This window comes from Streptomyces sp. NPDC088915, assembly GCF_044749825.1.
GTDB lineage: Bacteria > Actinomycetota > Actinomycetes > Streptomycetales > Streptomycetaceae > Streptomyces.
On record NZ_JBIVIR010000008.1, the window covers coordinates 40,021 to 65,596 of the forward strand.

Annotated in this window: 23 protein-coding genes; 13 read left to right on the plus strand and 10 right to left on the minus strand. The window is 73.0% G+C overall.

Annotated elements, in window-relative coordinates; translation table 11 throughout:
- The first annotated feature begins 15 nt into the window (after positions 1-15).
- The 4 genes from ACIP5O_RS16290 to ACIP5O_RS16305 all read left to right on the plus strand — a co-directional run bounded on the left by ACIP5O_RS16290 (position 16) and on the right by ACIP5O_RS16305 (position 3,753).
- Positions 16-957: an RluA family pseudouridine synthase gene (locus ACIP5O_RS16290; RefSeq protein WP_125667297.1), complete on the plus strand. Its 942-nt coding sequence runs from the start codon at positions 16-18 to the stop codon at positions 955-957.
- On the plus strand, positions 954-1,421 hold the full coding sequence (locus ACIP5O_RS16295) for a GNAT family N-acetyltransferase (protein ID WP_401293606.1): 468 nt from the start codon (positions 954-956) through the stop codon (positions 1,419-1,421). The genes ACIP5O_RS16290 and ACIP5O_RS16295 overlap by 4 nt, the downstream gene beginning before the upstream one ends.
- Before the next feature lie 78 nt (positions 1,422-1,499).
- On the plus strand, positions 1,500-3,086 hold the full coding sequence (locus ACIP5O_RS16300) for a Na+/H+ antiporter (protein ID WP_401293609.1): 1,587 nt from the start codon (positions 1,500-1,502) through the stop codon (positions 3,084-3,086).
- Positions 3,087-3,162: 76 nt separating this feature from the next.
- The gene (locus ACIP5O_RS16305; protein ID WP_401293612.1) at positions 3,163-3,753 is read left to right on the plus strand and encodes a dienelactone hydrolase family protein; all 591 of its coding nucleotides are present in this window, start codon (positions 3,163-3,165) and stop codon (positions 3,751-3,753) included.
- A gap of 83 nt (positions 3,754-3,836) precedes the next feature.
- On the opposite strand, the gene ACIP5O_RS16310 is transcribed toward ACIP5O_RS16305, so the two are convergent.
- From ACIP5O_RS16310 to ACIP5O_RS16330, 5 genes are all read right to left on the minus strand, one after another.
- Positions 3,837-4,820 (minus strand): zinc metalloprotease, encoded by a 984-nt coding sequence (locus tag ACIP5O_RS16310; protein WP_401293615.1) that lies wholly within the window; start codon positions 4,818-4,820, stop codon positions 3,837-3,839.
- Between the two features lie 326 nt (positions 4,821-5,146).
- The gene (locus ACIP5O_RS16315; RefSeq protein WP_401293618.1) at positions 5,147-6,796 is read right to left on the minus strand and encodes an alkaline phosphatase D family protein; all 1,650 of its coding nucleotides are present in this window, start codon (positions 6,794-6,796) and stop codon (positions 5,147-5,149) included.
- A 174-nt stretch (positions 6,797-6,970) separates the two neighbouring features.
- On the minus strand, positions 6,971-7,786 hold the full coding sequence (locus ACIP5O_RS16320; RefSeq protein ID WP_401293621.1) for a DsbA family protein: 816 nt from the start codon (positions 7,784-7,786) through the stop codon (positions 6,971-6,973).
- A 57-nt stretch (positions 7,787-7,843) separates the two neighbouring features.
- Complete coding sequence (locus tag ACIP5O_RS16325; RefSeq protein WP_401293624.1) at positions 7,844-8,530, minus strand: hypothetical protein; 687 nt, start codon at positions 8,528-8,530, stop codon at positions 7,844-7,846.
- Positions 8,531-8,567: 37 nt separating this feature from the next.
- Positions 8,568-9,926, minus strand: a complete 1,359-nt coding sequence (locus ACIP5O_RS16330; protein ID WP_401293627.1) for a DUF2252 domain-containing protein — start codon at positions 9,924-9,926, stop codon at positions 8,568-8,570.
- A 190-nt stretch (positions 9,927-10,116) separates the two neighbouring features.
- Between ACIP5O_RS16330 and dnaE the strand changes: the two genes are divergently transcribed.
- On the plus strand, positions 10,117-13,656 hold the full coding sequence (gene dnaE / locus ACIP5O_RS16335; RefSeq protein ID WP_401293630.1) for a DNA polymerase III subunit alpha: 3,540 nt from the start codon (positions 10,117-10,119) through the stop codon (positions 13,654-13,656).
- A 73-nt stretch (positions 13,657-13,729) separates the two neighbouring features.
- On the opposite strand, the gene ACIP5O_RS16340 is transcribed toward dnaE, so the two are convergent.
- Positions 13,730-13,900, minus strand: a complete 171-nt coding sequence (locus ACIP5O_RS16340) for a hypothetical protein (RefSeq protein WP_356543539.1) — start codon at positions 13,898-13,900, stop codon at positions 13,730-13,732.
- 226 nt (positions 13,901-14,126) lie between these two features.
- On the opposite strand from ACIP5O_RS16340, the gene ACIP5O_RS16345 reads away from it, so the two are divergent.
- Genes ACIP5O_RS16345 through ACIP5O_RS16365 form a run of 5 tightly spaced genes read left to right on the plus strand, consistent with a single transcriptional unit; the run spans position 14,127 to position 18,159 of the window.
- Positions 14,127-15,470 carry an NYN domain-containing protein gene (locus ACIP5O_RS16345; RefSeq protein WP_401293633.1) on the plus strand — a complete coding sequence of 448 codons (1,344 nt, stop codon included), beginning with the start codon at positions 14,127-14,129 and terminating at the stop codon, positions 15,468-15,470.
- A 20-nt stretch (positions 15,471-15,490) separates the two neighbouring features.
- On the plus strand, positions 15,491-16,471 hold the full coding sequence (locus ACIP5O_RS16350) for an ABC transporter ATP-binding protein (protein ID WP_401294161.1): 981 nt from the start codon (positions 15,491-15,493) through the stop codon (positions 16,469-16,471).
- Positions 16,468-16,686: a hypothetical protein gene (locus tag ACIP5O_RS16355; protein ID WP_401293636.1), complete on the plus strand. Its 219-nt coding sequence runs from the start codon at positions 16,468-16,470 to the stop codon at positions 16,684-16,686. Before ACIP5O_RS16350 ends, ACIP5O_RS16355 begins: the two co-directional genes overlap by 4 nt.
- Entirely contained in the window at positions 16,683-17,510 is an 828-nt protein-coding gene (locus ACIP5O_RS16360) for an ABC transporter permease (protein ID WP_401293638.1), read from the plus strand. The genes ACIP5O_RS16355 and ACIP5O_RS16360 overlap by 4 nt, the downstream gene beginning before the upstream one ends.
- A 34-nt stretch (positions 17,511-17,544) precedes the next feature.
- Complete coding sequence (locus ACIP5O_RS16365; RefSeq protein ID WP_401293641.1) at positions 17,545-18,159, plus strand: DUF2567 domain-containing protein; 615 nt, start codon at positions 17,545-17,547, stop codon at positions 18,157-18,159.
- Between the two features lie 13 nt (positions 18,160-18,172).
- Here the strand turns inward: ACIP5O_RS16365 and ybaK are convergent, their stop codons facing one another.
- The 4 genes from ybaK to ACIP5O_RS16385 all read right to left on the minus strand — a co-directional run bounded on the left by ybaK (position 18,173) and on the right by ACIP5O_RS16385 (position 22,346).
- Positions 18,173-18,670: a Cys-tRNA(Pro) deacylase gene (gene ybaK / locus ACIP5O_RS16370; protein WP_356543533.1), complete on the minus strand. Its 498-nt coding sequence runs from the start codon at positions 18,668-18,670 to the stop codon at positions 18,173-18,175.
- Positions 18,671-18,754: 84 nt separating this feature from the next.
- A complete protein-coding gene (locus ACIP5O_RS16375; protein ID WP_356543531.1) occupies positions 18,755-19,489 on the minus strand; it encodes an LON peptidase substrate-binding domain-containing protein in 735 nt (244 codons plus the stop codon).
- Positions 19,490-19,499: 10 nt separating this feature from the next.
- Positions 19,500-20,579: a hypothetical protein gene (locus ACIP5O_RS16380; protein WP_401293646.1), complete on the minus strand. Its 1,080-nt coding sequence runs from the start codon at positions 20,577-20,579 to the stop codon at positions 19,500-19,502.
- A gap of 144 nt (positions 20,580-20,723) precedes the next feature.
- The gene (locus ACIP5O_RS16385; RefSeq protein ID WP_401293648.1) at positions 20,724-22,346 is read right to left on the minus strand and encodes an oxidoreductase; all 1,623 of its coding nucleotides are present in this window, start codon (positions 22,344-22,346) and stop codon (positions 20,724-20,726) included.
- Between the two features lie 194 nt (positions 22,347-22,540).
- Between ACIP5O_RS16385 and hisD the strand changes: the two genes are divergently transcribed.
- From hisD to hisB, 3 genes are read left to right on the plus strand one after another with little or no spacing between them, the layout of a single operon-like run.
- Positions 22,541-23,881, plus strand: a complete 1,341-nt coding sequence (gene hisD / locus ACIP5O_RS16390) for a histidinol dehydrogenase (RefSeq protein ID WP_401293651.1) — start codon at positions 22,541-22,543, stop codon at positions 23,879-23,881.
- On the plus strand, positions 23,878-24,984 hold the full coding sequence (locus ACIP5O_RS16395) for a histidinol-phosphate transaminase (protein ID WP_401293654.1): 1,107 nt from the start codon (positions 23,878-23,880) through the stop codon (positions 24,982-24,984). Before hisD ends, ACIP5O_RS16395 begins: the two co-directional genes overlap by 4 nt.
- Complete coding sequence (gene hisB / locus ACIP5O_RS16400) at positions 24,981-25,574, plus strand: imidazoleglycerol-phosphate dehydratase HisB (protein ID WP_125666706.1); 594 nt, start codon at positions 24,981-24,983, stop codon at positions 25,572-25,574. Before ACIP5O_RS16395 ends, hisB begins: the two co-directional genes overlap by 4 nt.
- The last annotated feature ends 2 nt before the right edge of the window (positions 25,575-25,576 follow it).

Sequence of the window (25,576 nt, forward strand, 5' to 3'; positions counted from 1 at the left end):
AGGCATACTCGACGGGTGAGTACGAGTCCCGAGATCCGCACGCTGCCCGTTCCCGACGGCCTGGAGGGCGAGCGCGTCGACGCCGCCATCGCCCGTATGTTCGGGTTTTCCCGTACGAAGGCGGCCGAACTGGCCGCCGCAGGGAAGGTCCAGGTCGACGGCTCAGTCGTCGGCAAGTCCGAGCGGGTCAGCGGCGGCGCGTGGCTCGAGGTCGAGATGCCGGGCGCCGCCGCGCCCGTCCAGATCGTCGCGGAGCCCGTCGAGGGCATGGAGATCGTCCACGACGACGACGACATCGTCGTGATCACGAAGCCGATCGGCGTCGCCGCCCACCCCAGCCCCGGCTGGACCGGCACCACGGTCATCGGCGGCCTCGCCGCCGCCGGCTACCGCATCTCCACCTCCGGCGCCGCCGAGCGCCAGGGCATCGTGCACCGCCTCGACGTCGGCACCTCCGGCCTGATGGTGGTCGCCAAGTCCGAGTACGCGTACACCTCGCTCAAGCGCCAGTTCAAGGAGCGCACGGTCGACAAGCGCTACCACGCGCTCGTCCAGGGCCACCCCGACCCGATGAGCGGCACCATCGACGCCCCCATCGGCCGGCACCCGAACCACGACTACAAGTGGGCGGTCACCGCCGACGGCAAGCCCTCCGTCACGCACTACGACCTCATCGAGGCCTACCGCTCGGCCTCGCTGCTCGACATCAAGCTGGAGACGGGCCGCACCCACCAGATCCGGGTGCACATGTCCGCCCACCGCCACCCCTGCGTCGGCGACCTCACCTACGGCGCCGACCCGACCCTCGCCAAGCGCCTCGGCCTGACCCGGCAGTGGCTGCACGCCGTCCGCCTCGGCTTCGAGCACCCGGGCGACGGCTCGTGGGTCGAGTTCGCCAGCACCTACCCCGAGGACCTGCGGAAGGCCCTGGACCGGATCGAGGCGGAGAGCCGGTGACCGCCGCGTACGACGTCCGCGAGGTCCGGGGCGACGCGGACCGGGAGGCCTGCTTCGCGGTCCGCCGCGAGGTCTTCGTCGAGGAGCAGGGCGTCCCCCGGGAGCTGGAGTACGACGCGTACGACGCGACCGCCGTGCACGTGCTCGCGGTCCGCGCGGACGGCCTCCCGCTGGGCACCGGTCGCCTGCTGCACGGCGCCGACGCGGCCGGCAGGACCGGCGGCGACGCCTCGGTGGGCTCGCTCGGCCGGCTCGCGGTCGCCAAGGCCGCGCGCGGCCTCGGGGTCGGCGCGGCCCTGGTCCGGGGCATCGAGGACGCGGCGCGCGAGCGCGGACTGACCGCCGTCGACCTGCACGCGCAGACCCACGCCCTCGGCTTCTACGAGCGGCTCGGCTACGAGGCGTACGGCCCCGAGTTCCCGGACGCGGGCATCCCGCACCGGGCCATGCGGAAGGCCCTGTAGCACCCTCCCCGGGGCCGCCCGCCGCGGCGCCCCGGGGACGACACGTGTGAAAAGAGGCCCACGTGGCAGGCTGAGCCCGTGGATCAATTGGCCCTGCTGTTCCTGCTGCTCCTCGGCGCCCTGCTCACCGTCCCCCTCGGCGAGCGGCTCGGGCTGCCCGCGCCCGTCCTGATGACCCTCGTCGGGATCGTGCTGGCCTTCCTGCCCTTCGTGCCGAACGTCGAGATCCCGCCGGAGTACATCCTCCCGCTGGTGCTGCCGCCCCTCCTCTACGCGGCCGTGCAGCGGACCTCCTGGCGCCAGTTCGCGGCCAACAAGCGGCCCATCTTCCTGCTGGCGGTGGCCCTGGTCTTCGTCACCACGGCCGCCGTCGGCGCCGTCGCCAACGCGCTCGTGCCCGGCATCCCGCTGGCCGCCGCGATCGCGCTCGGCGCCCTCGTCGCGCCGCCGGACCCGGTCGCCGCGACCGCCGTCGCGGGCTCGCTCGGACTGCCCCGCCGGCTCGTGTCGATCCTGGAGGGCGAGGGGCTCTTCAACGACGTCACCGCGATCGTGCTCTACCACGTGGCGATCGCCGCCGCCGTCAGCGGCTCCTTCTCCCTGCCCGAGGCGGCCGGCGCCCTCGTGCTCTCCGCCGTCGTCGCCGTGGTCGTCGGCCTGGGGCTCGGCTGGCTCTCCAACAAGCTCATCGGTTTCCTGGGCGACGCCACCCTCCAGACCGGCCTCACCCTCCTCGTCCCCTTCGTGAGCTACGTGCTCGCCGAGGAGCTGCACGGCTCCGGCGTCCTCTCCGTCCTGGTCACCGCCCTCTTCCTGGCCGAGCACGCGGCCGACGCCGACGACGTCATGGGCCGGCTCGCCGGGCAGACCTTCTGGGAGATCGTCGACACCCTCGTGACCGGCATCGCCTTCGGCCTCATCGGCCTGGAGGTCGTCCACGTCTTCGGGTACGCGGACGGGCACGTCCTGGAGATGCTCGGCTGGGGCGCCGCCGTGGCCGGGACGGTCGTCGTGGTCCGGCTGCTTTGGCTGCTGCCCGCCACCTGGCTGGCGAAGAAGATGCACACGCTCCGGGACGTGAACGAGGAGATCCCGGTGAGCTGGCGGGAGACCGTCGTCATGTGGTGGGCGGGGATGCGCGGCGTGGCCTCGGTGGCGCTCGCGCTCGCCGTCCCGCTCACCACCGACGACGGCGAACCCTTCCCCGGCCGTGCGGAGATCGTCTTCATCGCCTTCTGCGTGATCCTCACCACCCTCGTCCTCCAGGGGCTCACCCTGCCCACCCTGGTCCGGTGGCTCGGGGTGAAGGCGGACGCCGAGGCCGAACGGGTCCTGGAGCACGACCTCGCGATCCGGGCCGCGAAGGCGGCCAAGCGGCGGCTCAAGGAGATCGAGGAGGTCGAGGACCTGCCGGAGGAGGTGCAGGAGCGGCTCCAGCGCGGTGCCTTCGACATCGCCGCGCGCATCAGTCCCGACATCGTGGACGACGAGCGGCGGGCCGCCTTCTCGGAGCGGGTGAACCGGTTCAAGACGGTGCAGCGCATCCAGCGGGAGCTGATGTCGGCCGCCCGGCACGAGGTCCTGGCGGCGCGCAGCGAACCGGGCGCCGACCCCGAGGTGGTGGACCGGGTGCTCCGCCAGCTGGACGTGCGCAGCATGCGGTGACGCGTGCGCCGCGATCCGGCGGGGGAGCGGGCCCGGCTTGCGGAGCGGGTCCGCGCCGGGTGGCAGGATGGCGCGCATGGACATCATGCTTTTCCACTCGGTATACGGCCCGCGCCCGGCCGTGGAGGCCGCGGCCGAGCGGCTGCGGGCCGCCGGGCACCGGGTGTGGACGCCGGACCTCTTCGACGGCTGGACCACCGGTTCGGTCGAGGAGGGCATGGCGAAGCGGGACGAGATCGGCAAGGACGAGCTGCTCAGGCGCGCGATCCTGGCCGCCGCCCCGTACTCGGAGCGCGGCCTCGTCTACGCCGGCTTCTCGCTGGGCGCGTCGGTCGCGCAGACCCTGGCCCTCGGCGACGAGAAGGCGCGCGGCCTCCTGCTGCTGCACGGCACCTCGGACCTGGCGCCGAACGCGTCAGTGGACGAGCTGCCCGTACAGCTGCACGTGGCCGAGCCCGACCCCTTCGAGACGGACGACTGGCTGTCCGCCTGGTACCTGCAGATGCGGCGGGCCGGGGCGGACGTGGAGGTCCACCGCTACCGGGGCGCGGGGCACCTCTACACGGACCCGGAGCTGCCGGACTGGGACGAGGAGGCGGCCGGGCGGACCTGGTCGGTGGCGCTCGCGTTCCTGGAGGATCTGAAGGACCCGGAAGCCGCCTCGTAGCTCCGTCCGGACGTGCCCGAGGGCGCGGCGGGAGGCTCTTCCCGTCGCGCCCTCGGCGTGTTCCGGTGTACCGGCGAGCCGGGTCAGCCCGCGCGGTACGCGCTCCAGTGCTGGCTCATCCGGGACACCTGGCCCGCGGTGAACTGGTACATGCAGGAGTCGTACGTGTAGTCCATGAAGTTGTGGATCGGGTCCGCCCCCGTCGCGGTGCAGGTGTCGCGGCCCGTCGGGCACTCGTACGCCGGGCTCGACTCGGCCGGGGTGTCGGACACGGAGTCGCCGCTGCCGCCGCAGCCGCCCTGGAAGGTGTGGTAGAGCCCCATCCAGTGGCCGACCTCGTGCGTACCGGTGTCGCCCTGGTTGTAGTTGGCCGCCGAGCCGCCCGGGAGCGAGGCGTCCAGGACGACGACGCCGTCCATCTTCGGGCTGGACTTGTACGAGGACGGGAAGGTCGCCCAGCCGAGGAGGCCGCCGCCCAGCTTGGCGGTGTAGAAGTTCAGCGCGTTGGCACCGCCCTTGCGGAGCGTCTGCTTCATCTGCTTCTCGGCGCTGGAGCCGGAGGACAGGTTGTACCAGGTGGAGTTGTCCGTGTAGTCCGTCCCGGCCAGCGTGAACTGGAAGTTGGTGTTCACGTTGCCGGTGCCCTGGCCGCCGTAGGCCGCGTTGAGGACCGCGATCTGGCTGTTGACGGCGCTCGCGGAGAGCTTGCCCGTCGTCCCGGAGTGGATGACGTGGAAGTAGACGGGGATGGAGACCGCCGCGGCGGCCCGGCCCGCGGCGGCGGCCCGGCCGGCGTCGGTGCGCGCGGCCGGGGAGAGCGCCGACAGTCTCTTCTTGAGGTCGGCGTCCATCGCCTTGGCCTGGGCGGCCGAGAGCTCGTTCGGCTCGGCGGCGTGGTGGTCGGCGCCGCGCGCCTTGCGGGCACCGGACAGGGCGCCGTCGGCACACTCCTCGGCGGAGGCACCGGCGAGGGTGGTGCCGGCGGCACCGGTGGCGACGGGGGCCGAAAGCGGTGCGAGGGCCAGGGTTCCGGCCATGACGGCGGTACCGATGACACGGCGGGACATACGCGGGGATATACGGGCAAGAGCACGCACGGTGACTCCTCGTGGGGGGTGAGCGGGGGAACTTCCTCCGCCACGCCGGGGAGATTACGCGTCCATGTCAGTGCTCGTTGAGGAGTGATCAGGCCCAATCATCCGTGGGGCAATTCGGCGCAACGGGAAGAAAATCTTCTGCGCCCTCCGGAGTTTGAGACGTCGAGGTAATGGTTCGAAGGACGGAGGCGGGTGGTGTGTCCGGATTCGATCGCTGGAACTCGCCACCCGCCGTAGCCGTGTGATCTCCCGTTAACAGAAGAGATCATGGCTGAAAATCGCCCCTCGGGGAGGAGTCAGAGGACCGGCTGGTACACCCGCTCGACACGCTGCGTTCCGCTCTGCGTCCGGTACGAGCGCGCCCAGGCCGTCGTCGCGGCCGGGTCCGTCTTGTCGGAGACCGTGTAGTAGTCCATCTGCGAGCGGGCGGCCGTCACGTCGAGCACGCCGTAGCCGTGGTGGTCCATGTCCACCCACTTCACGTGGCGGTTGGCGGCCTTCACGGCGGTCGCGGCCACCGCCGAGAGCGTCCCCGGCGCCACGTGCAGCAGGTCGTCCAGGTTGTCCGAGGTCACGGAGGTGACCACGAACTCGGTCGCCGCCGAGGCCGAGAGCGGATACGTCGCGGCCTTCACCGGCACGTCGTTGGCCCAGGCCATGTGGATGTCACCGGTCAGGAAGACCGTGTTCCGGACACCCCGCGAGGTCATGTGCGCGAGCAGCTCCTTGCGGTCGTCCGTGTACCCGTCCCACTGGTCCACGTTGACCGCGAGCCCCTCCTTCGGCAGGCCCATCAGCTCCGCGAGCGGCTCCAGGAGGTGGGCGGGCAGGGAGCCGAAGGCGACCGGCGAGATCATCACCGAGGTGCCGACGAGCTGCCAGGCCGCGTCCGAACCGGCGAGCCCCGCCTTGAGCCAGTCCAGCTGGGCGCGGCCGGTGATGCTCCGCTCCGGGTCGTCGACCGCGCCGCTGCCCGTCTTCGCCTGCGCCGAGCGGAACGAACGCAGGTCGAGCAGGTGCAGATCGGCCAGCCTGCCGAAGCGCAGGCGCCGGAAGACCGTGCCCTCGGTGGAGGCCCGGACCGGCATCCACTCGAAGTACGCCTGCTTGGCGGCCGCGACCCGGGCCGCCCACGCGCCCTCGGCGCCGGGGGTGTGGTTCTCGGCCCCGCCCGTCCAGGCGTCGTTGGCGAACTCGTGGTCGTCCCAGATGGCGATCACCGGGTGGGCCGCGTGCAGCGCCCGCAGGTCGGGGTCCGTCTTGTACGTCCCGTGCCGGGCGCGGTAGTCGGCGAGCGAGACGATCTCGTGGCGCGGCTCGTGGGTCCGGACGGTGTACTTCGCCTCCGGGTAGACCCCGCTGGCGTACTCGTAGAGGTAGTCGCCGAGGTGCAGCACCGCGTCCAGGTCGGCGCGGGCGGCCAGGTGGCGGTAGGCGGAGAAGTGCCCGGACTCCCAGTTCGCGCAGGAGACCACGCCGAAGCGGACGCCGGGCGCGGCCGCGTCGACGGCCGGGGCGGTGCGGGTGCGGGCGGCCGGCGAGACCACGCCGTCCGCGGTGAAGCGGAACCAGTAGGCGGTGGCCGGGCGCAGGCCCCGGACGTCCGCCTTCACGGTGTGGTCGGCGGCGGCGCTCGCCGTGGTCGTGCCCGAGGCGACGACCCGGGAGAAGGCGCGGTCCTCCGCGACCTCCCAGCCGACCCGGACGTCGGGGCCGAGGCCGGAGCCGGGCACGGCCTCGGGGACGGGGGTGAGGCGCGTCCAGAGCAGGACGCCGTCGGGCAGCGGGTCGCCGGAGGCGACGCCGTGGAGGAAGGCGGGGACCGCGGTCCCGGCGAGGGCGGGAGAGGCGGCGCCCAGGAGGGCGGGCGCGGCGACGGCGGTGACGGCGGCGGCCTTCACGACCGTGCGGCGGGTGGGGGCGGAGGACAGGGAACGACTGGTCACGGGCAGTCAGATTACTGACGGGTATGCCCAGGGGGCAGGCGAAATCCGGAAGTTCGCCGACTGGTCGTCCCCGGGACGCCCGGGTTCCTCCTGCCGGGCCCGGCTCCGACGCGCCCCGGCCCCGGACCGATCGGTCCGGGGCCGGGAAGACGCCGCGAAGGAGAGGCGGGTTCGTCAGCCCTTGAGGGCGGCCGTGATCGCCGTGTTGAACTCCTCCGGAGACATCGGCGGGTTGTCGGTGCCCTGGACCGTCACCGGCCTGCCGTCCATCTTCAGCGTCGGGGTGCCCTGCACCCCGCTGTCGTCGAAGGCCCGGGACATCTTCATCGCCCAGGCGTCGAAGGTGCCCTCCTCGACGTTCTTCCTGAACGCGGCGTTGCCCTTGAGCGCCGGCACCGACTCCGCGACCTCCAGGAGGTAGGAGTCCTTCGCGAACTTGTCGTCCTTCTCCTCCGGGTGGAACTTCGCGGAGTAGAGCGCGGACTTGTACGTCAGGAAGGCCTCCGGGCTCACGTCCAGGGCCGCGCCGAGCGCCGAGAGGGCGTTCTTCGAGCCCTCGCCCGGAACGGCGTTGTCGATGAAGGTCGCGCCGACGTACCGGATCTTGTACTTGCCGGCCTCGACGTCCTTCTCGATCGTGGAGCCCACGGACTGCTCGAAGGTCGCGCAGACCGGGCAGCGCGAGTCCTCGTACAGCTCCAGGGTCTTCTTCGCGGACGCCTCGCCGACGACGACCGTCGTGCCGTTCGTCCCCGAGGTGTTCTTCGGGGCCGTGACGGTCGTCGCCCCGGCCGCCGCCTCCCACTGGGAGGGCTTGTCGGCCTGCACCACCGCGTAGCCGACGCCGCCGGCGACGGCCAGGACGGCCACCGCCGAGCCGGCCACGACGAGCTGCCGGCGCACCCGGTCCTTCTTGGCCCGGCGCTCGCGCTCCTCGCGCAGCCGCTCGCGGGCGGCCGCCTTGTTGGCCTGGCTGTTGCGTGCACTCATGATCGTTTCCTCCGTGGGGAACCGTGAAGAAGGGGGGAAGGGAGCCGCGGGGCCCGCTCAGACGAGAGCGGGACCCGGACGCGGCGGCCCCCGCCGCCCCACGGAGTGCACGAGGAGCCGGGTGCGCGAGGACCGGGGCCGGTCCCCGGGACGTCCGGTGCGCCGGGGCGCCGGACCATCCGTACGGAAGAAGGCCGCCACGAGCAGCAGCGGCCGGAACGCGAAGGCCTCCACCGCGCCGACCAGCCGGGCGAGGGCCCGCTCCCCGCCGCGCAGCCAGCAGGCCGCCGAGAACCCGACGCCCACGTGGGCCAGGAGCAGCAGCCACGGCAGCGCCGGGTCGGGGGAGGAGAGCAGGGCGGTCGCGCTCCCGCCCTCCGGGACCGCCGCGCCGGGCAGCGGCGCCCCCACGGCGCCGCCGCAGAAGACCTCCACGCCCACCGCGCGCAGCGACCCGGCGACCGGGCCGCCGGCGGGGCCGTAACAGACGGCCTGGCCGCTGGTGAAGAGCGTGTCGGCCGCCAGCTCCAGCGGGACGAGGAGCCCGGCGATCGGACCGAGGCCGCGCTCGCGGCCGGCCAGCGCGTACGCCACGGCGAAGACGCCAGCGGCGACCGGGACGACCGTGCCCACCGGCAGCGGCGCGCCCGAGAGCAGGACGTGGGAGGCCACGGACAGCGTCACGACCAGTGCCGTGAAGAACGCCGCCCGCAGCGCCCTGAGCTGCGTCCCTGCCGTGTCCATCGCCCAGGAGTGTCCCACGCGGGCGCGTAAGGGGTCGCTAAAGGGAAGCTGTGGACGGCCCCGCCGGCCCCTGGAGTCCCGGGATCCGGTCGTTGCGGAAGAGGTCCACGAAGATCTGGTGGTCCGCCCGGGCGCGGGCCCCGTAGGAGTGCGCGAAGTCCACGAGCAGCTCGGCGAAGCCCTCCCCGTCGGCGCCGATCGCCGCGTCGATGGCCCGCTCCGTCGAGAACGGCACGAGGGAGTGGCCGCTGGAGTCGTCCGCCGCCGCGTGCATGGTCGCCGTCGCCCGCCCCAGGTCCGCCACGGTCGCCGCGATCTCGGCCGGGTCGTCGATGTCCGACCAGTCCAGGTCCACCGCGTACGGCGAGACCTCCGCCACCAGCTGCCCCGCGCCGCCCAGCTCCGTCCACCCCAGCCAGGGGTCCGCGTGCGCCTGGAGCGCCCGCTGCGAGATCACCGTCCGGTGCCCCTCGTGCCGGAAGTACTCCCGTACCGCCCCGTCGGTCACGTGCCGGGAGACCGCCGGGGTCTGCGCCTGCTTGAGGTAGATCACGACGTCGTTCTCCAGGGCGTCGCTGTTGCCCTCCAGGAGGACGTTGTACGAGGGGAGGCCGGCCGAGCCGATGCCGATCCCGCGCCGCCCGACCACGTCCTTCACCCGGTACGAGTCGGGGCGGGCCAGGCTGGACTCCGGCAGGGTCTCCAGATAGGCGTCGAAGGCCGTCAGGACCTCGCGGCGGGTGGCCGCGTCCAGCTCGATCGTGCCGCGGCCCGCCGAGAAGCGGCGCTCGAAGTCCCGGATCTCGGTCATCGAGTCCAGGAGCCCGAAACGGGTCAGCGACCGGGCCGTGCGCAGGGCGGCGAGCAGCGGCCCGTCGGCGGTCTCCAGGGTGAAGCCGGGCGCCTCGTCCGCCCCGGCGCCGGTCGCCAGGGCGTGGATCCGCTCCCGGTAGGCGGCGGCGCAGATCCGCACGAGCTCGGTGATCTGCCCGTCACTGAGCGCCTTGGCGTAGCCGATCAGGGCGAGCGAGGCCGCGAGTCGCTTCAGGTCCCAGGTGAAGGGGCCCACGTACGCCTCGTCGAAGTCGTTGACGTTGAAGATCAGGCGCCCGTTGGCGTTCATGTACGTGCCGAAGTTCTCGGCGTGCAGGTCGCCGTGGATCCAGACCCGGCCGGTGCGCTCGTCCAGGTACGGCCCGCCGTGGGCCTCCCGCTCCAGGTCGGCGTAGAACAGGCACGCGGTGCCCCGGTAGAAGGCGAAGGCGGAGCCGGCCATCTTCCGGAACTTGACGCGGAAGGCCGCCGGGTCGGCGGCGAGCAGCTCGCCGAAGGCGGTGCCGAAGACGGCGAGGATGTGCTCACCGCGCTCGGCGGCGGTGGGCTGGGGGACCGGCATCGGGGTGCCTCCTGGTACGGGACGTGCGGGAAGAATGTTCACGACAAATGGGACAGGTGTTCCCCGCCTCACAAGGCGCGACCCTAGCCCCCGAGTGCCCCGCGCGACCCACCCGCCCGACTAGACTCCGACACCGTCCCCCTCAGACTGCCCGCAGCCTGCACCCCGTCGTTCCCGGAGGCCTCCCGCCGTGACCAAGCCGCCCTTCACGCACCTCCACGTCCACACCCAGTACTCGCTGCTGGACGGTGCCGCGCGGCTGAAGGACATGTTCGACGCGTGCAACGAGATGGGCATGACGCACATCGCCATGTCCGACCACGGCAACCTGCACGGGGCGTACGACTTCTTCCACACGGCCAAGAAGGCCGGGGTCACGCCGATCATCGGCATCGAGGCGTACGTCGCCCCCGAGTCCCGGCGGAACAAGCGCAAGATCCAGTGGGGCCAGCCGCACCAGAAGCGGGACGACGTCTCCGGTTCCGGCGGTTACACCCACAAGACGATCTGGGCGGCGAACGCCACCGGACTGCACAACCTCTTCAAGCTCTCCTCCGACGCCTACGCCGAGGGCTGGCTCCAGAAGTGGCCCCGGATGGACAAGGAGACCATCTCCCAGTGGTCCGAGGGCCTGATCGCCTCCACCGGCTGCCCCTCCGGCGAGCTCCAGACCCGGCTGCGCCTCGGCCAGTTCGACGAGGCCCTGAAGTCCGCCTCCGAGTACCAGGACATCTTCGGCAAGGACCGGTACTTCCTGGAGCTGATGGACCACGGCATCGAGATCGAGCACCGGGTCCGCGACGGACTCCTGGAGATCGGCAAGAAGCTCGGCATCCCGCCGCTCGTCACCAACGACTCGCACTACACCTACGCGCACGAGGCGACCGCCCACGACGCCCTGCTCTGCATCCAGACCGGCAAGAACCTCTCCGACCCGGACCGCTTCAAGTTCGACGGCACCGGCTACTACCTGAAGTCCACGGACGAGATGTACGCCGTCGACTCCTCCGACGCCTGGCAGGAGGGCTGCCGCAACACCCTCCTGGTCGCCGAGCAGATCGACACCACCGGCATGTTCGAGGCCAGGAACCTCATGCCGAAGTTCGACATCCCCGAGGGCTACACCGAGGTCACCTGGTTCCGCGAGGAGACCATGCGCGGCATGCACCGCCGCTTCCCCGGGGGCATCCCCGAGGACCGCATGAAGCAGGTCGAGTACGAGATGGACACCATCATCTCGATGGGCTTCCCCGGCTACTTCCTCGTCGTCGCCGACTTCATCATGTGGGCCAAGAGCCAGGGCATCGCCGTGGGACCGGGCCGGGGCTCCGCGGCCGGCTCGATCGTCGCGTACGCCATGGGCATCACCGACCTCGACCCCATCCCGCACGGCCTGATCTTCGAGCGCTTCCTCAACCCCGAGCGCATCTCCATGCCCGATGTCGACATCGACTTCGACGAGCGCCGGCGCGTCGAGGTCATCCGGTACGTCACGGAGAAGTACGGCTCCGACAAGGTCGCCATGATCGGCACCTACGGCAAGATCAAGGCCAAGAACGCCATCAAGGACTCCGCGCGCGTCCTCGGCTACCCGTACGCCATGGGCGACCGGCTCACCAAGGCCATGCCCGCCGACGTGCTCGGCAAGGGCATCGACCTCGACGGCATCACCAACCCCTCCCACCCGCGCTACAGCGAGGCGGGCGAGATCCGGGCGATGTACGAGAACGAGCCCGACGTGAAGAAGGTCATCGACACCGCCCGGGGCGTCGAGGGCCTGGTCCGGCAGATGGGCGTGCACGCCGCCGGCGTGATCATGTCCAGCGAGCCGATCGTCGACCACGCCCCGATCTGGGTGCGGCACACCGACGGCGTCACCATCACGCAGTGGGACTACCCGCAGTGCGAGTCGCTCGGCCTCCTGAAGATGGACTTCCTGGGCCTGCGCAACCTCACCATCATGGACGACGCCGTCAAGATGGTGAAGGCGAACAAGGGGATCGACCTCGACCTGCTCGCCCTGCCGCTCGACGACCCGAAGACCTTCGAACTGCTCCAGCGCGGCGACACCCTCGGCGTCTTCCAGTTCGACGGCGGCCCCATGCGCTCGCTGCTCCGGCTGATGAAGCCCGACAACTTCGAAGACATCTCCGCCGTGTCCGCCCTGTACCGGCCGGGCCCGATGGGCATGAACTCGCACACGAACTACGCCCTGCGCAAGAACAAGCAGCAGGAGATCACCCCGATCCACCCCGAGCTGGAGAAGCCGCTCGAAGAGGTGCTCGCGGTCACCTACGGCCTGATCGTCTACCAGGAGCAGGTGCAGAAGGCCGCCCAGATCATCGCCGGCTACTCGCTCGGCGAGGCCGACATCCTCCGCCGCGTGATGGGCAAGAAGAAGCCCGAGGAGCTGGCGAAGAACTTCACCATCTTCCAGGCCGGCGCCCGGAAGAACGGCTACAGCGACGAGGCCATCCAGTCGCTCTGGGACGTCCTGGTCCCCTTCGCCGGCTACGCCTTCAACAAGGCGCACTCCGCCGCGTACGGCCTGGTCTCCTACTGGACCGCCTACCTCAAGGCCAACCACCCGGCCGAGTACATGGCGGGGCTCCTCACCTCGGTCAAGGACGACAAGGACAAGTCCGCGGTCTACCTCAACGAGTGCCGCCGCATGGGCATCAAGGTCCTGCCGCCCAACGTCAACGAGTCCCAGTCGAACTTCGCCGCCCAGGGCGACGACGTGATCCTCTTCGGCCTCTCCGCCATCCGCAACGTCGGCACCAACGTCGTCGAGTCGATCATCAAGTCCCGCAAGTCCAAGGGGAAGTACTCCTCCTTCCCCGACTTCCTGGACAAGGTCGAGGCCGTCGTCTGCAACAAGCGGACCGTCGAGTCGCTGATCAAGGCCGGCGCCTTCGACGAGATGGGCCACACCCGCAAGGGCCTGGTCGCCCACCACGAGCCCATGATCGACAACGTGGTGGCGGTCAAGCGCAAGGAGGCCGAGGGGCAGTTCGACCTCTTCGGCGGCATGGGCGAGGAGACCAGCGACGAGCCCGGCTTCGGCCTGGACGTGGAGTTCTCCGACGTCGAGTGGGAGAAGTCCTACCTGCTCGCCCAGGAGCGCGAGATGCTCGGCCTCTACGTCTCCGACCACCCGCTCTTCGGCATCGAGCACGTCCTCTCCGACAAGACGGACGCGGCGATCTCCCAGCTCACCGGCGGTGAGCACAGCGACGGCGCGGTCGTCACCATCGGCGGCATCATCTCCGGCCTCCAGCGCAAGATGACCAAGCAGGGCAACGCCTGGGCCATCGCCACCGTCGAGGACCTGGCCGGCTCCATCGAGTGCATGTTCTTCCCGGCCACCTACCAGCTGGTCTCCACCCAGCTCGTCGAGGACACGGTCGTCTTCGTCAAGGGCCGGCTCGACAAGCGCGAGGACGTGCCCCGGCTCGTCGCCATGGAGCTGATGGTCCCCGACCTGTCGAACGCCGGGACCAACGCGCCGGTGATCCTCACCATCCCCACGGTCAAGGTGACCCCGCCGATGGTCAGCAGGCTCGGCGAGATCCTCCAGCACCACAAGGGCAACACCGAGGTGCGGATCAGGCTCCAGGGCCCGCGCAAGACCACCGTGCTGCGGCTCGACCGGCACCGGGTGACGGCCGACCCGGCGCTCTTCGGCGACCTGAAGGTGCTGCTCGGCCCGTCCTGCCTGGCGGGCTGACCCTCCCGTCCGCCGACGCGCAAGGGGCGCGCCCGTCGTCACGGGCGCGCCCCTTTGCCGTACGCGAAAGCCGTCAGTTGTGGCCGAAGCGCTTCTGGCGGCCCTTGCGGGCGACGTCGCTCGGGAGGACCTGGGACGCGCGCTGCGCGGCCTCGGACTCCATCGCCGACTGCTGTGCCTGCTGGGTGCCGCGCTCGGCCGGGGACTGCTTCGGACCGCGGTTCTGGTTCCGGTTCTTGGCCATGGTGGTGCCTCCTCAAGGGGATTAGGGGCCAGGGCCGTTGTCAGACTCACATACGGGCTGAAACGCCGCATTTTGGATCATTACGGAGGGTCAGGGCCCCGCCGAACAGGACATCCGCCACGCCGATGATCCAGTTCCGGCCGTCAAGCCACCGGCGGTCGGGCAGACTCGAAGGAAACCCGGAGCAACTTCCGATCCCGAGTCCGACCCCCAGGGCCGAAAGAGGGTGGAACACGTGGACCGCTGCGTCGTCCTGGTGGACGCCGGCTACCTGCTGGGCGCCGCCGCCAGTCTCCTCGCCGGGGAACCGGCCCGTTCCCGGATCACCGTCGACCACGCCGCGCTGATCCAGCAGCTGCGCCAGCGGGCCGAGGCCGAGACCGCGCTGCCCCTCCTGCGGATCTACTGGTTCGACGGCGCGCCCGACCGGGTGCCCCAGCCCGAGCACCGCAGACTGCGCGTGATGCCCCGGGTCACCGTCCGGCTCGGCGCCCTGACCCGGAGCGAGGGACGCTGGGCGCAGAAGGGCGTCGACGCGGCCATGCACACCGAGCTGACCGAGCTCGCGAGGAACAGGGCCTGCTCCGACATCGTGCTCGTCACCGGCGACGGCGACCTGCTGCCCGGCCTCATGTCGGCCAAGGAGCACGGCGTCGCCGTCCACCTCTGGGCCGTCCAGGCCGCCGACGGCGACTACAACCAGTCCGAGGACCTCGTCGCCGAGGCCGACGAGCGGCGGGTCCTCGACCGGGCCTGGATCACCCGCGCCGTCCGCGCCAAGGACCTCAACGGACTCTGCGCGCCCCCGCCGGCCCCGCGCCCCGAGATCGCCGCCATCCTCTCCGCGCCGCTGCCCGAGGCCGCCCTCGCCGCCTCCGCCGAACGGGCGGCGGAGGCAGCCGCGGCGGCGGCCGTACGGAACGGGAGCACGGCTCCGGCCGGGACGAACGGCTCCTCCGACGGCGGCCACGGCCACGAGCACGCCCACGACCGCGCCGGGGAGAACGGCCGCGCCCCGGCCCAGGCCAGGGGCGTCCCCACCCCCAAGGACCTCGCGGGGCTGCGCGCCCCCGCCGTCAACGGCTCCCACGGAATCCACGGAGCCCACGGCGCCTCCGTGCCGCAGAGCGCGAGCGCGCTCCGCTGGTCCTCCGACCGGGGCTGGGTCGAGCGCCCCGCCCCCCTCGGCGAACCGCCCGAGACCGCCTCCCTGCCCACCCTCGCCGCGCTCACCAGCGCCGAGCAGCGCTGGGCCGACCGCGAGGAGGACATCACCACCGTCGGCGGCGACCCCTTCGAGGTCGGGCAGGTGTTCGCCCGCCGCTGGATGGAACGCCTCCCGGAGCAGAGCCACGTCCAGAAGCTCTCCACCCTCTACCCCCGCATCCCGCACCGCATCGACGGCGAACTCCTCCGCTACGCCGCCCGCTTCGGCCTCCTCGCCCACAAGGACGACCAGATCGACGAGCACGACCGGTACGCGATCCGGGCCGGTTTCTGGCGCGAGATCGACGTCCGCGCCGCCGCCGAACACGCCCCCGCGCCCGGAGCGGGCCCGGCGACCCCGTAGGCTCTTCCCCCGTGAGTACGGTGTGCGCGGTGCGGGATCTGGTCAAGACGTACCCCGCCACGCGCGGCGGGCGCGGTGCGCCGGCGACCCCCGAGGTGCGGGCCACCGACGGGATCAGCCTCGACGTGCGCGGCGGGGAGATCTTCGGGCTGCTCGGCCCCAACGGAGCGGGCAAGTCCACCCTCGTCCGCCAGGTCACCGGGCTCATGCGGCCCGACTCCGGCTCCGTCGAACTCCTCGGCCACGACCTGGTGCGCCACCCCGAGCGGGCCTCCCGGCTCCTCGCCCACCTCGGCCAGGAGTCCACCGCCCTCGACGAGCTGACCGTCTCCCTCGCCGCCGTGACCACCGGCCGGCTGCGCGGCCTCACCGCCCGCGACGCGCGAGCCGAGGGCGACGCCGTCCTGGAGGAGCTGGGCCTCACCGCGCTCGCCTCCCGGCCCCTCAAGAAGCTCTCCGGCGGACAGCGGCGCCTCGCCTGCGTCGCCGCCGCCCTCGCCGGCCGGCGGCCCGTCCTCGTCCTCGACGAGCCCACCACCGGCATGGACCCGGTCGCCCGCCGCGCCGTCTGGGCCGCCGTCGACCGGCGGCGCGCCGAACACGGCACCACCGTGCTGCTCGTCACCCACAACGTCATCGAGGCCGAGACCGTCCTCGACCGGGTCGCCGTCCTCGAACACGGCCGGGTCATCGCCTGCGACACCCCGGCCGGGCTCAAGGAGCGCGTCGCGGGCGAGGTCCGCGTCGAGCTGGTGTGGCGCGAGACCGCCCCCCTCCACCTGCCCGAGGTCGCCGCCCTGCGGGGCCTCGCCCAGGAGACCGGCCGGCGCTGGGTCCTGCGGCTCGCCCCCGACGCGGCCCGCGCGGCCGTCGCCACCGTCACCGGCGGCGCCGCCTTCGCCGCCCTCGACGACTTCACCCTGGCCACGCCCAGCCTGGAGGACGTCTACCTCGCCCTCGGCGGCGCCACGGAGGGCACGGAGGGGCTGGTGAAGGCATGACCGCCACGACGCCCGGCCCCGCCGGGGCCTCCGGCGTGCGCGGCCCCGTCGGCGCGGTACGCCGTCCCGGCGTCCGGGGTGCCGCCCGGACCCCCGGCGCCCGGGACGCCTCCCGCGCCCTCGGGGGCCGCCGTCTCCCGCACGCGCCCCTCCCCACCCCCGGAGGGCACCGCGCTCCGTACCCGCACGTGACCGTCAGGAGCTGTCCGCAGTGAGCACCGTGCCCGCCGAGGCCCTGCCGACCCGCGCGCCGGACGTCCGGTCGTACGACGAAGGGGCCGCCCCCGCGCCCCTCGCCCCGAGCGCCCGGCTGCTGCCGTCCCTGGCCGCCGTCTACCGCGCCCAGCTCTCCCGGGCCCGCGTCGCCCGCATCCCGCTGCTCTTCGTCGCCACCTTCCAGTCCATCGGGATCATGGTCCTGATGCGCGGGGTCGTCGACGGCGGCTCCGAGGCGCGCGCCGTCGTGGCCGGCTCCACCGTCCTCGTCGTCGCCTTCGTCGCGCTCAACCTGCTCGCCCAGTACTTCGGCCAGCTGCGGGCCACCGGTGGCCTCGACCACTACGCCACCCTGCCGGTGCCGCCCGCCGCCGTCGTGCTCGGCGCGGCCGGGGCGTACGCCTCCTTCACCGTCCCCGGCACCGCCTTCACCGCCGTCGCGGGCTCCCTGCTCTTCGGCCTCCCGCTCACCCACCTGTGGATCCTGGTCGCCGTCGTCCCGCTCTCCGGCGCCGCCCTCGCGGGGCTCGGCGCGGCCCTCGGGCTCCTCGCGCCCCGCCAGGAACTGGCCACCCTCCTGGGCCAGCTCGGCATGTCGGCGGCGCTGCTCCTCGGCGTGCTCCCGGCGGAGCGGCTGCCCGCGCCCATCGGCTGGGCGCGGGACCTGCTGCCGTCGACGTACGGCGTGGAGGCCCTGGCCCACACCTTCGACCCGCGCCCCGACTGGGCGGTGGTCGCCCTGGACCTCGCCGTCTGCGGCGCGGTCGGCGTCATCTCGCTCGCCGTCGCCACCTGGGCGTACCGCAGGGCCGCCGTCCGCTGAGGCGGGCCACCGGCACACCTGGCACGATGGCGGGGTGACCGCACCTCTGACTCCGCCTCACCAGCCGCAGCCGCACGACCCCGCCTGGCCCCCGCCGCCCCCGCCGACGTCCGGTCCGGACGGGGACCCGATCACGGCGGCCGAGGTCATCCAGGGCGTCCTGGTGACCGTCGTCTCGGCGGTCGCGGGAGCGCTGCTCGGAGTGCTGTGGCTGAACCTGGCCCCCCGCGTCCTGCTCGTCTCCGACGGCAAGGGCGTCTACCTCCAGAACTCCGAGGGGGAGTCGGCGATCGGCGCGGACGGCACGTTCGTCCTCCTCGCCCTGGCCTTCGGCGCGGTCGCCGGAGTCGTCGTCTTCCTGCTGCGCCGGCGGGGCGGGATCCCGCTGGTCCTCGGCCTGGCCGCCGGCGGCGTCCTGGGCTCGCTGCTCGCCTGGGGCCTCGGCACCCACTTCGGCCCGACCTCGGACGTGGTCGCCCACGCGAAGGCGGTTGGCCCCCGCGTCGCCTTCGAGGCCCCGCTGGAACTGAACCTGGGCGCCGCCGCGCTCCTCGCCTGGCCGCTCGCGGCGATGATCGCGCACCTGTCCCTGACGGCCGCCTTCGGCCCGCGCGACCCCGATCCCTGGGAGCACCCGGAGGCGCTCTGACGCGCCGGGTCCGTCAGGCGCGGCCGATCGGGGCCACCACCGCCGAGGTGAGCGCGGCGAGGTCGGCGGGGGAGAGCTCGACCTCCAGGCCGCGCCGCCCCGCCGAGACGCAGACGGTCGCGTGGTCCGAGGCCGAGGCGTCGAGGACGGTACGGAGCCGCTTGCGCTGCCCCAGCGGGGAGATGCCGCCCCGCACGTAGCCCGTGGTGCGCTCGGCCGCCGCCGGGTCGGCCATCGTCGCGCGCTTGCCGCCGACCGCCGAGGCCAGCGCCTTCAGGTCCAGCTGGCCCGCCACCGGGACCACCGCGACCGTCAGCTCGCCGTCGACGTCCGCCACCAGCGTCTTGAACACCCGGTCGGGGGAGACGCCCAGGGCCTGCGCCGCCTCCTCGCCGTACGAGGGGGAGGCCGGGTCGTGCTCGTACGCGTGCACCGTGAAGGACGTGCCGGCCTCCGTCAGGGCCACCGTCGCCGGAGTGCCCCCGCCGTTCTTCTTCTGCTTCTTCGCCACGCGCTCCTCCTCGGTTCTTTCCGGCCCGCTTCTTCCCGGCCCGGAACCGGCCCGGAACCGGCCCGGAACCGGACCCGGCCCGGCTCAGTTCGGGTACGTCGGGGCCTGCGTCAGGTCCACCACCGGCAGCGACGGCAGGTGCCGCAGGACCGCCGTCTCCCTGCGCAGCAGGGACAGCTCCTCGCGCAGCCGCGTCGCCGTGTCCGGGGCCTGGAGCAGCCGCTGCTTCGACGGCGTGTCGAGCACCGCCGCCGCCGCGACCAGGTACGACACCACCGACGGGTCGTCCGGCAGCTCGCTCGTGGTCAGCGAGCGCTCCCGGGCCCCCGCCAGCCGCTTCTGGTAGCTCCGGAAGGCCCGCAGCACTCCCTCGGCGAGCGTGCCCGCGTCCTCGCCCGGCTCCTCAGGGATCTCCTCGACCTCGGCCGTCAGGAACGGGCCGCCCGCGTCGACCGAGAGCAGCTTCACCCGGGTCGTGCCGGTGCTCATCACCTCGAAGCTGCCGTCGGCGCGCTCCCGGATGCTCGCCGCGTCGGCGACGCAGCCCACCCGGTGGAAGGACTGGATCGGGTCGGGGCCGAAACCCGCCGCCGGACCCTTCTCGGGCAGCGCCGTCGGATCCGGCATCCCGGGCGCGGTCGGCGCGACCTCGCGGCCGTCGCGGATCGCGACGACGGCGAAGCGGCGCGGCTCCGACTCGTCGATCGTGAGCAGCTCGCGCATCATGGCGCGATAACGCTCCTCGAAGACGTTCAGAGGCAGCACGAGGCCCGGGAACAGCACCGTGTTGAGCGGGAAGAGGGGCAGGCGAGCGGTCACAGCCGCCAGCCTAATGGCCGACGGGCCCGCCCCGTCCGGCCCGTCCACGTCCGGGCGTCCACAGGGGCGTCCGGCGGGCCACCTCGAACCGCGTCCGGTCCCGCGCGGTCAGGAACCGCAGGAGGGGATCCCCCCTGTTCGGGCGGGGCCGAGAGCCCGGGGGAGGGTCCTCCGGCGCGGCGTCCCGCGCGGACCCCCAGGGGAACGAGGTCGCGCAGGGACCGATCCGGCCGAACTCCTCCAGCGCCTCCGTCCACCGCCCCCGCTCCATCAGCACGTGCGCGAGCAGGTTGCGGACCCCGGCCGGCCACGGGTCGCCCGCCGGGAACGCCGCCGACAGGACCAGGGCCCGGTCCGCCGCCCGGTCGAGCACGGCCGGCGGCTCGGACCCGTCCTGCCCCGGCGAGACCCGCAGCGCCTCGTGGGCGGCGTGGACCGGCAGCGCCCGCACGAGCGAGTCCGGGGCGGCGTCGTCGGCCGCCCGCTCGGCGAAGTCGAAGGCGGCGCGGCGCGAGCCGGGCCCCTGGGCGGACAGGTACTTCAGCGCCGCGACGTGGCAGCCGTAGTGGTGCGGGGAGCGGCGCACGGCCTGCTCCCAGAGCGCCTCGAAGACGGCGGGCCCCGCCTGCGCCCCGCGCGCGTGGTCCAGGGCGAGCCGCCACGGCACCGGGTCGTGCGGGGCCGTCTCGGCGACCCCCCGGACCAGCGGCTCGATGTCGCGCAGGAGTTCGACCCGCGCCGGGGACCCCCACGCCCTGCGGACGGCGAGCTGCGTCGTGACGAGGAGGGCGTCCGAGTCCTCGGGCGCGGTGGAGAGCCACTGGAGCAGCCAGTCGTCCCGGTGCTGGGCGAAGGCGGCGAGCCGGGCGACGTACCGGTCGCGGTCCTCCCACTCGGCGGCGTCCCGGGCGGTGGCGAGCAGCTTCGCCGCGGGCTCGGGGTCGCCGAGGGCGGCGGCGACCAGGGCGGGGGCGAGCCGCTCGTCCGGGGCGTCGAGCAGTACGTCGTCGTCCGGCACGAGCCCGGCGGCGAGCCGCGGGGCGTGCCGGGCCGAGCGGGCGGCGCCTACCAGGGCGCGAAACAAGGACATGGCATGACGTATTGTCCCCCGGCACCCCCCGCCGCCGCAGCCGTCCCGGCAGGTCGTGACAGCTCCCTCACCCCGCCGTGACAGCTTCCACACGCCTGCCGCGCCCGCCTCCGCCTTCCCGCGCGAAAAACCCTCCCCGCCCCCTCACCCCCTGCTCAGCAGGCGGGTCGCCCCCGCCGCCACCGTCGTCGCGAGGATCCAGCCCAGCAGGACGAGCACCGCCGCCGCCCACTGCCACACGCCTTCGAGGCGCCAGTAGCCGTCCTGACCGAGGTTGATCACCGGCAGCAGCAGGTCCAGGGCGTACAGCGGGCCGTTCCACTCGGGCGCCTCGTCCGCCTTCAGCGGGACCGGCCGGTAATGGGAGAAGGCCACCGTGCCCGCCGCCCACAGCACCGCCATCCACAGCGCCGCCCGGCCCGGCCGGTAGCCGTACGCCACCGTCCAGTCCTGGAGATACCCCCAGAGCTTCCCGGCGACCGGCAGCGTCTCCCGCCGGCGCCGCTGCTTGGCGAGCAGCACCTCGCGCGCGTCCGCGTCCTCGCCGCTGTTGCGCAGCACCGCCGCGAGGCGCTCGTACGGCTCGGGGGCGTACTCCGGGGTCGCCGCCGCCACCCACTCCAGGCGCAGGGCCAGCGGGAAGCGCTCGTACGGCACGAGGTTCTCGTAGACGAAGCCGCCCATCGCGAGGCCCCCGGGCCCCGGCCAGCTGCTCCACAGGTCGATCAGGGTGACGATCCTGGCGCCGTTGAGCACCACCCGGCCCTCCTCCGGGCGCTCGCCGTTGAACCGCAGCTCCGGGGTGACGATCCGCCGCAGCGACACCTCCTCCCGGCGCGCGCCGTCGAGCAGGAACCGGGCGTGCTTCAGGTCCACCGCGTCGCCGAACCGCCCGTCGTCAAGGCGCACCCCGCCGTGGAACTCGACCGGCTTGCGCAGGGTGCCCCGGGCGGGCGTCAGCCCGTACGGCGGGGTGGCCGTGGACCCGTCCCCCATTCCCGCCGTCCCTGCCGTCCCCGCCCCCTCGTACACCCAGGCCGCGTTCAGATAGAGCGAGCGCTCCACCGTCAGCTGCGGCGCGTTGAGCGCGCGGCGGCCCTGGGCCCCGCGCAGCACGCTGCCCCGCAGGCTGAGCGAGACCCCGACCTGGGCCCCGCGCAGGCTCAGCTCGCCGTACGTCTCGATCAGCTCGGCCTGGAGGTCCTGCGCCACCACCATCCCGTCCGCCGCGATCGCCCGTCCCCGCCGGTCCGGCCACACCTGGATCTGGTTGATCAGCAGGTCCGTGCCGATCTGGGCGTCCGTCAGGCGGATGCCCCACCGCACCCGGCAGCGCGGCAGGTGCAGGTCCCCCTCCGTGTGCAGCCGGGCCGCCTCCAGGCGCGGCAGCGCGCACTCGACCATCCGCAGGGTGCCGAACCGGGCCTCGGGCACCACCACCTCGCCGTCGAACCGGCACCCCTGGAGCTCCACGTACGGCCCTATCGTCCCGCCCGCCAGGTCCAGGACGCCGGTGATCCTGGCCCCGCGCAGCTTCAGCGCGGCCACCCGCCCGGACCGGGCCCCCGGCCCGGAGAGCAGCAGCAGCGCCACCACCTCGGCGCGGACGCTCCGCTCCTCCCCCCACTCCCGCGCCCCGAACGGGTCGTCCCGCTCCGCGACCCCCTCCGTCAGATCGCACGTCCTGCCCACCCGGAACGCCCGCCACAGGGCCCGCTCCGGACCCGTGAGGCCGTCCGGAATCCCGTCCTCGTGCGGCTCGGTCACTGCCGCCCCCTCGCTTTCCACGATCCGCATCCACGATTCCGCTCTCCGGGATTCGTGGATTCGTACAGCCGTTCTTCCCGCTGTGTGACGGGCTGAACGCTAACGGTCAGGAGTGGCGACAAGACGCCAGTGTGGTGTGTATCAGCCAGTGATACGGGCGTCCGGCGCCGTGGGGCGTCTGAGAGAATTGACCCGTGATCTCTCGAATCGATCTGCGCGGCGAGGCCCTCCCCGAGGGTTCCGCCCTGCGTGACCTGCTGCCCCGTGCCGAGTTCGACGTGGAAGCCGCCCTGGAGAAGGTGCGGCCGATCTGCGAGGACGTACGGCATCATGGCGCGGCCGCGGTGATCGACTACGGGGAGAAATTCGACGGCGTCCGCGTCCCGGGCCTGCGGGTGCCGGCCGAGGAGCTCACCCGCGCCCTCGACGAGCTCGACCCGGCCGTCCGCGCCGCCCTGGAGGAGTCCGTCCGGCGCGCCCGGCTCGTCCACCGCGAGCAGCGCCGCACCACCCACACCACCCAGGTCGTGCCCGGCGGGACCGTCACCGAGAAGTGGATCCCCGTCGAGCGAGTCGGCCTGTACGTGCCGGGCGGCCGCTCGGTCTACCCGTCCTCCGTCGTGATGAACGTCGTCCCGGCCCAGGAGGCCGGCGTCGAGGGCGTGGCCGTCGCCTCGCCCCCGCAGAAGGAGTTCGGCGGCCTCCCGCACCCGACGATCCTGGCCGCCTGCGCCCTGCTCGGCGTGGACGAGGTCTACGCCGCCGGCGGCGCCCAGGCCATCGCCATGTTCGCGTACGGCACCGAAGCCCGCGGGGACGAGCCCGGCTGCGCCCCCGTCAACCTGGTCACCGGACCCGGCAACATCTACGTGGCCGCCGCCAAGCGCCTCCTCAAGGGCCGCATCGGCATCGACGCCGAGGCCGGACCCACCGAGATCGCGATCCTCGCGGACTCCACCGCCGACCCCGTGCACGTCGCCGCCGACCTCATCAGCCAGGCCGAGCACGACCCGATGGCCGCCTCCGTCCTCGTCACCGACTCCGAGGAGCTGGCCGAGGCCACCGAGGCCGAGCTGAAGACCCAGGTCGCCGCCTCCAAGCACGTCGACGACCGGATCGTCCCGGCCCTGGCCGGCCGCCAGTCCGCGATCGTCCTCGTCCGCGACCTCGCCGACGGCCTCAAGGTCGTCGACGCCTACGGCGCCGAGCACCTGGAGATCCAGACCGCCGACGCCGCCGCCGTCGCGGACCGCGTCCGCAACGCCGGCGCGATCTTCGTCGGCCCCTGGGCCCCCGTCTCGCTCGGCGACTACTGCGCCGGCTCCAACCACGTCCTGCCCACCGGCGGCTGCGCCTGCCACTCCTCGGGCCTCTCCGTGCAGTCCTTCCTGCGCGGGGTGCACATCGTGGACTACACCCGCGACGCCCTCGCGGACGTCGCCCACCACGTGGTGACCCTCGCCGAGGCCGAGGACCTCCCGGCCCACGGCGCGGCGATCAAGGCCCGCTTCGAGTGGAAGGTGCCGCAGCGGTGACCGGAATCGACGACCTGCCCGTCCGGGACGAGCTGCGCGGCAAGTCCCCCTACGGCGCGCCCCAGCTCGACGTCCCCGTCCAGCTCAACACCAACGAGAACCCCTACCCGCTGCCCGAGCCCCTCGTGGCCCGGATCGCGGAGCGGGTCGCCGAGGCCGCCCGCGGCCTCAACCGCTACCCCGACCGGGACGCGGTCGAGCTGCGCACCGAGCTCGCCCGCTACCTCACCCGCACCGGCGGACACCCGGTCGCCGTCGAGAACGTCTGGGCGGCCAACGGCTCCAACGAGGTCCTCCAGCAGCTCCTCCAGACCTTCGGCGGCCCCGGCCGCACCGCGATCGGCTTCGAGCCCTCGTACTCGATGCACGCCCTGATCGCCCGCGGCACCGGCACCGGCTGGATCTCCGGCCCCCGGAACGACGACTTCACCATCGACGTGGAGGCCGCCCGGAAGGCCATCGCCGAGCACCGCCCGGACGTCGTCTTCGTCACCTCGCCCAACAACCCCACCGGCACCGCCGTCGAGGCCGACACCGTCCTCGCCCTGTACGAGGCGGCCCAGGCGGCCAAGCCGTCGATGGTCGTCGTGGACGAGGCGTACGTCGAGTTCAGCCACCGCGACTCGCTGCTGCCCCTCATCGAGGGCCGCCCGAACCTGGTGGTCTCGCGGACCATGTCCAAGGCCTTCGGCGCCGCCGGACTCCGCCTCGGCTACCTCGCCGCCCACCCCGCCGTGGTCGACGCCGTGCAGCTCGTCCGGCTGCCGTACCACCTCTCCGCCGTCACCCAGGCCACCGCGCTCGCCGCCCTGGAGCACACCGACACCCTCCTCGGGTACGTCGAGCAGCTCAAGGCCGAGCGCGACCGGCTCGTCGCCGAGCTGCGGGCGATCGGCTACGAGGTCACCGAGTCCGACGCCAACTTCGTGCAGTTCGGGAAGTTCCCCGACACCCACGCCGCCTGGCAGGGCATCCTCGACCGGGGCGTCCTGGTCCGGGACAACGGCGTACCGGGATGGCTGCGCGTCACCGCCGGCACCCCCGAAGAGAACGACGCGTTCCTCGACGCGGTCCGTGAATTGATGAAGGAGCAGGAACGATGAGCCGCGTAGGCCGCGTTGAGCGCACCACCAAGGAGACCTCCGTCGTCGTCGAGATCGACCTCGACGGCACCGGGAAGGTCGACGTGTCGACCGGGGTCGGCTTCTACGACCACATGCTCGACCAGCTCGGCCGCCACGGGCTCTTCGACCTCACGGTCAAGACCGAGGGCGACCTGCACATCGACTCGCACCACACCATCGAGGACAGCGCCCTCGCCCTCGGCGCCGCCTTCAAGCAGGCCCTCGGCGACAAGGTCGGCATCTACCGCTTCGGCAACTGCACCGTCCCCCTCGACGAGTCGCTCGCCCAGGTCACCGTCGACCTCTCCGGCCGCCCGTACCTCGTGCACACCGAGCCCGAGAACATGGCGCCGATGATCGGCGCGTACGACACGACCATGACCCGGCACATCTTCGAGTCCTTCGTCGCCCAGGCCCAGATCGCGCTGCACATCCACGTCCCGTACGGGCGCAACGCCCACCACATCGTGGAGTGCCAGTTCAAGGCCCTCGCCCGCGCCCTGCGCTACGCCTCCGAGCGCGACCCGCGCGCCGCCGGCATCCTCCCCTCCACGAAGGGCGCGCTCTAGTC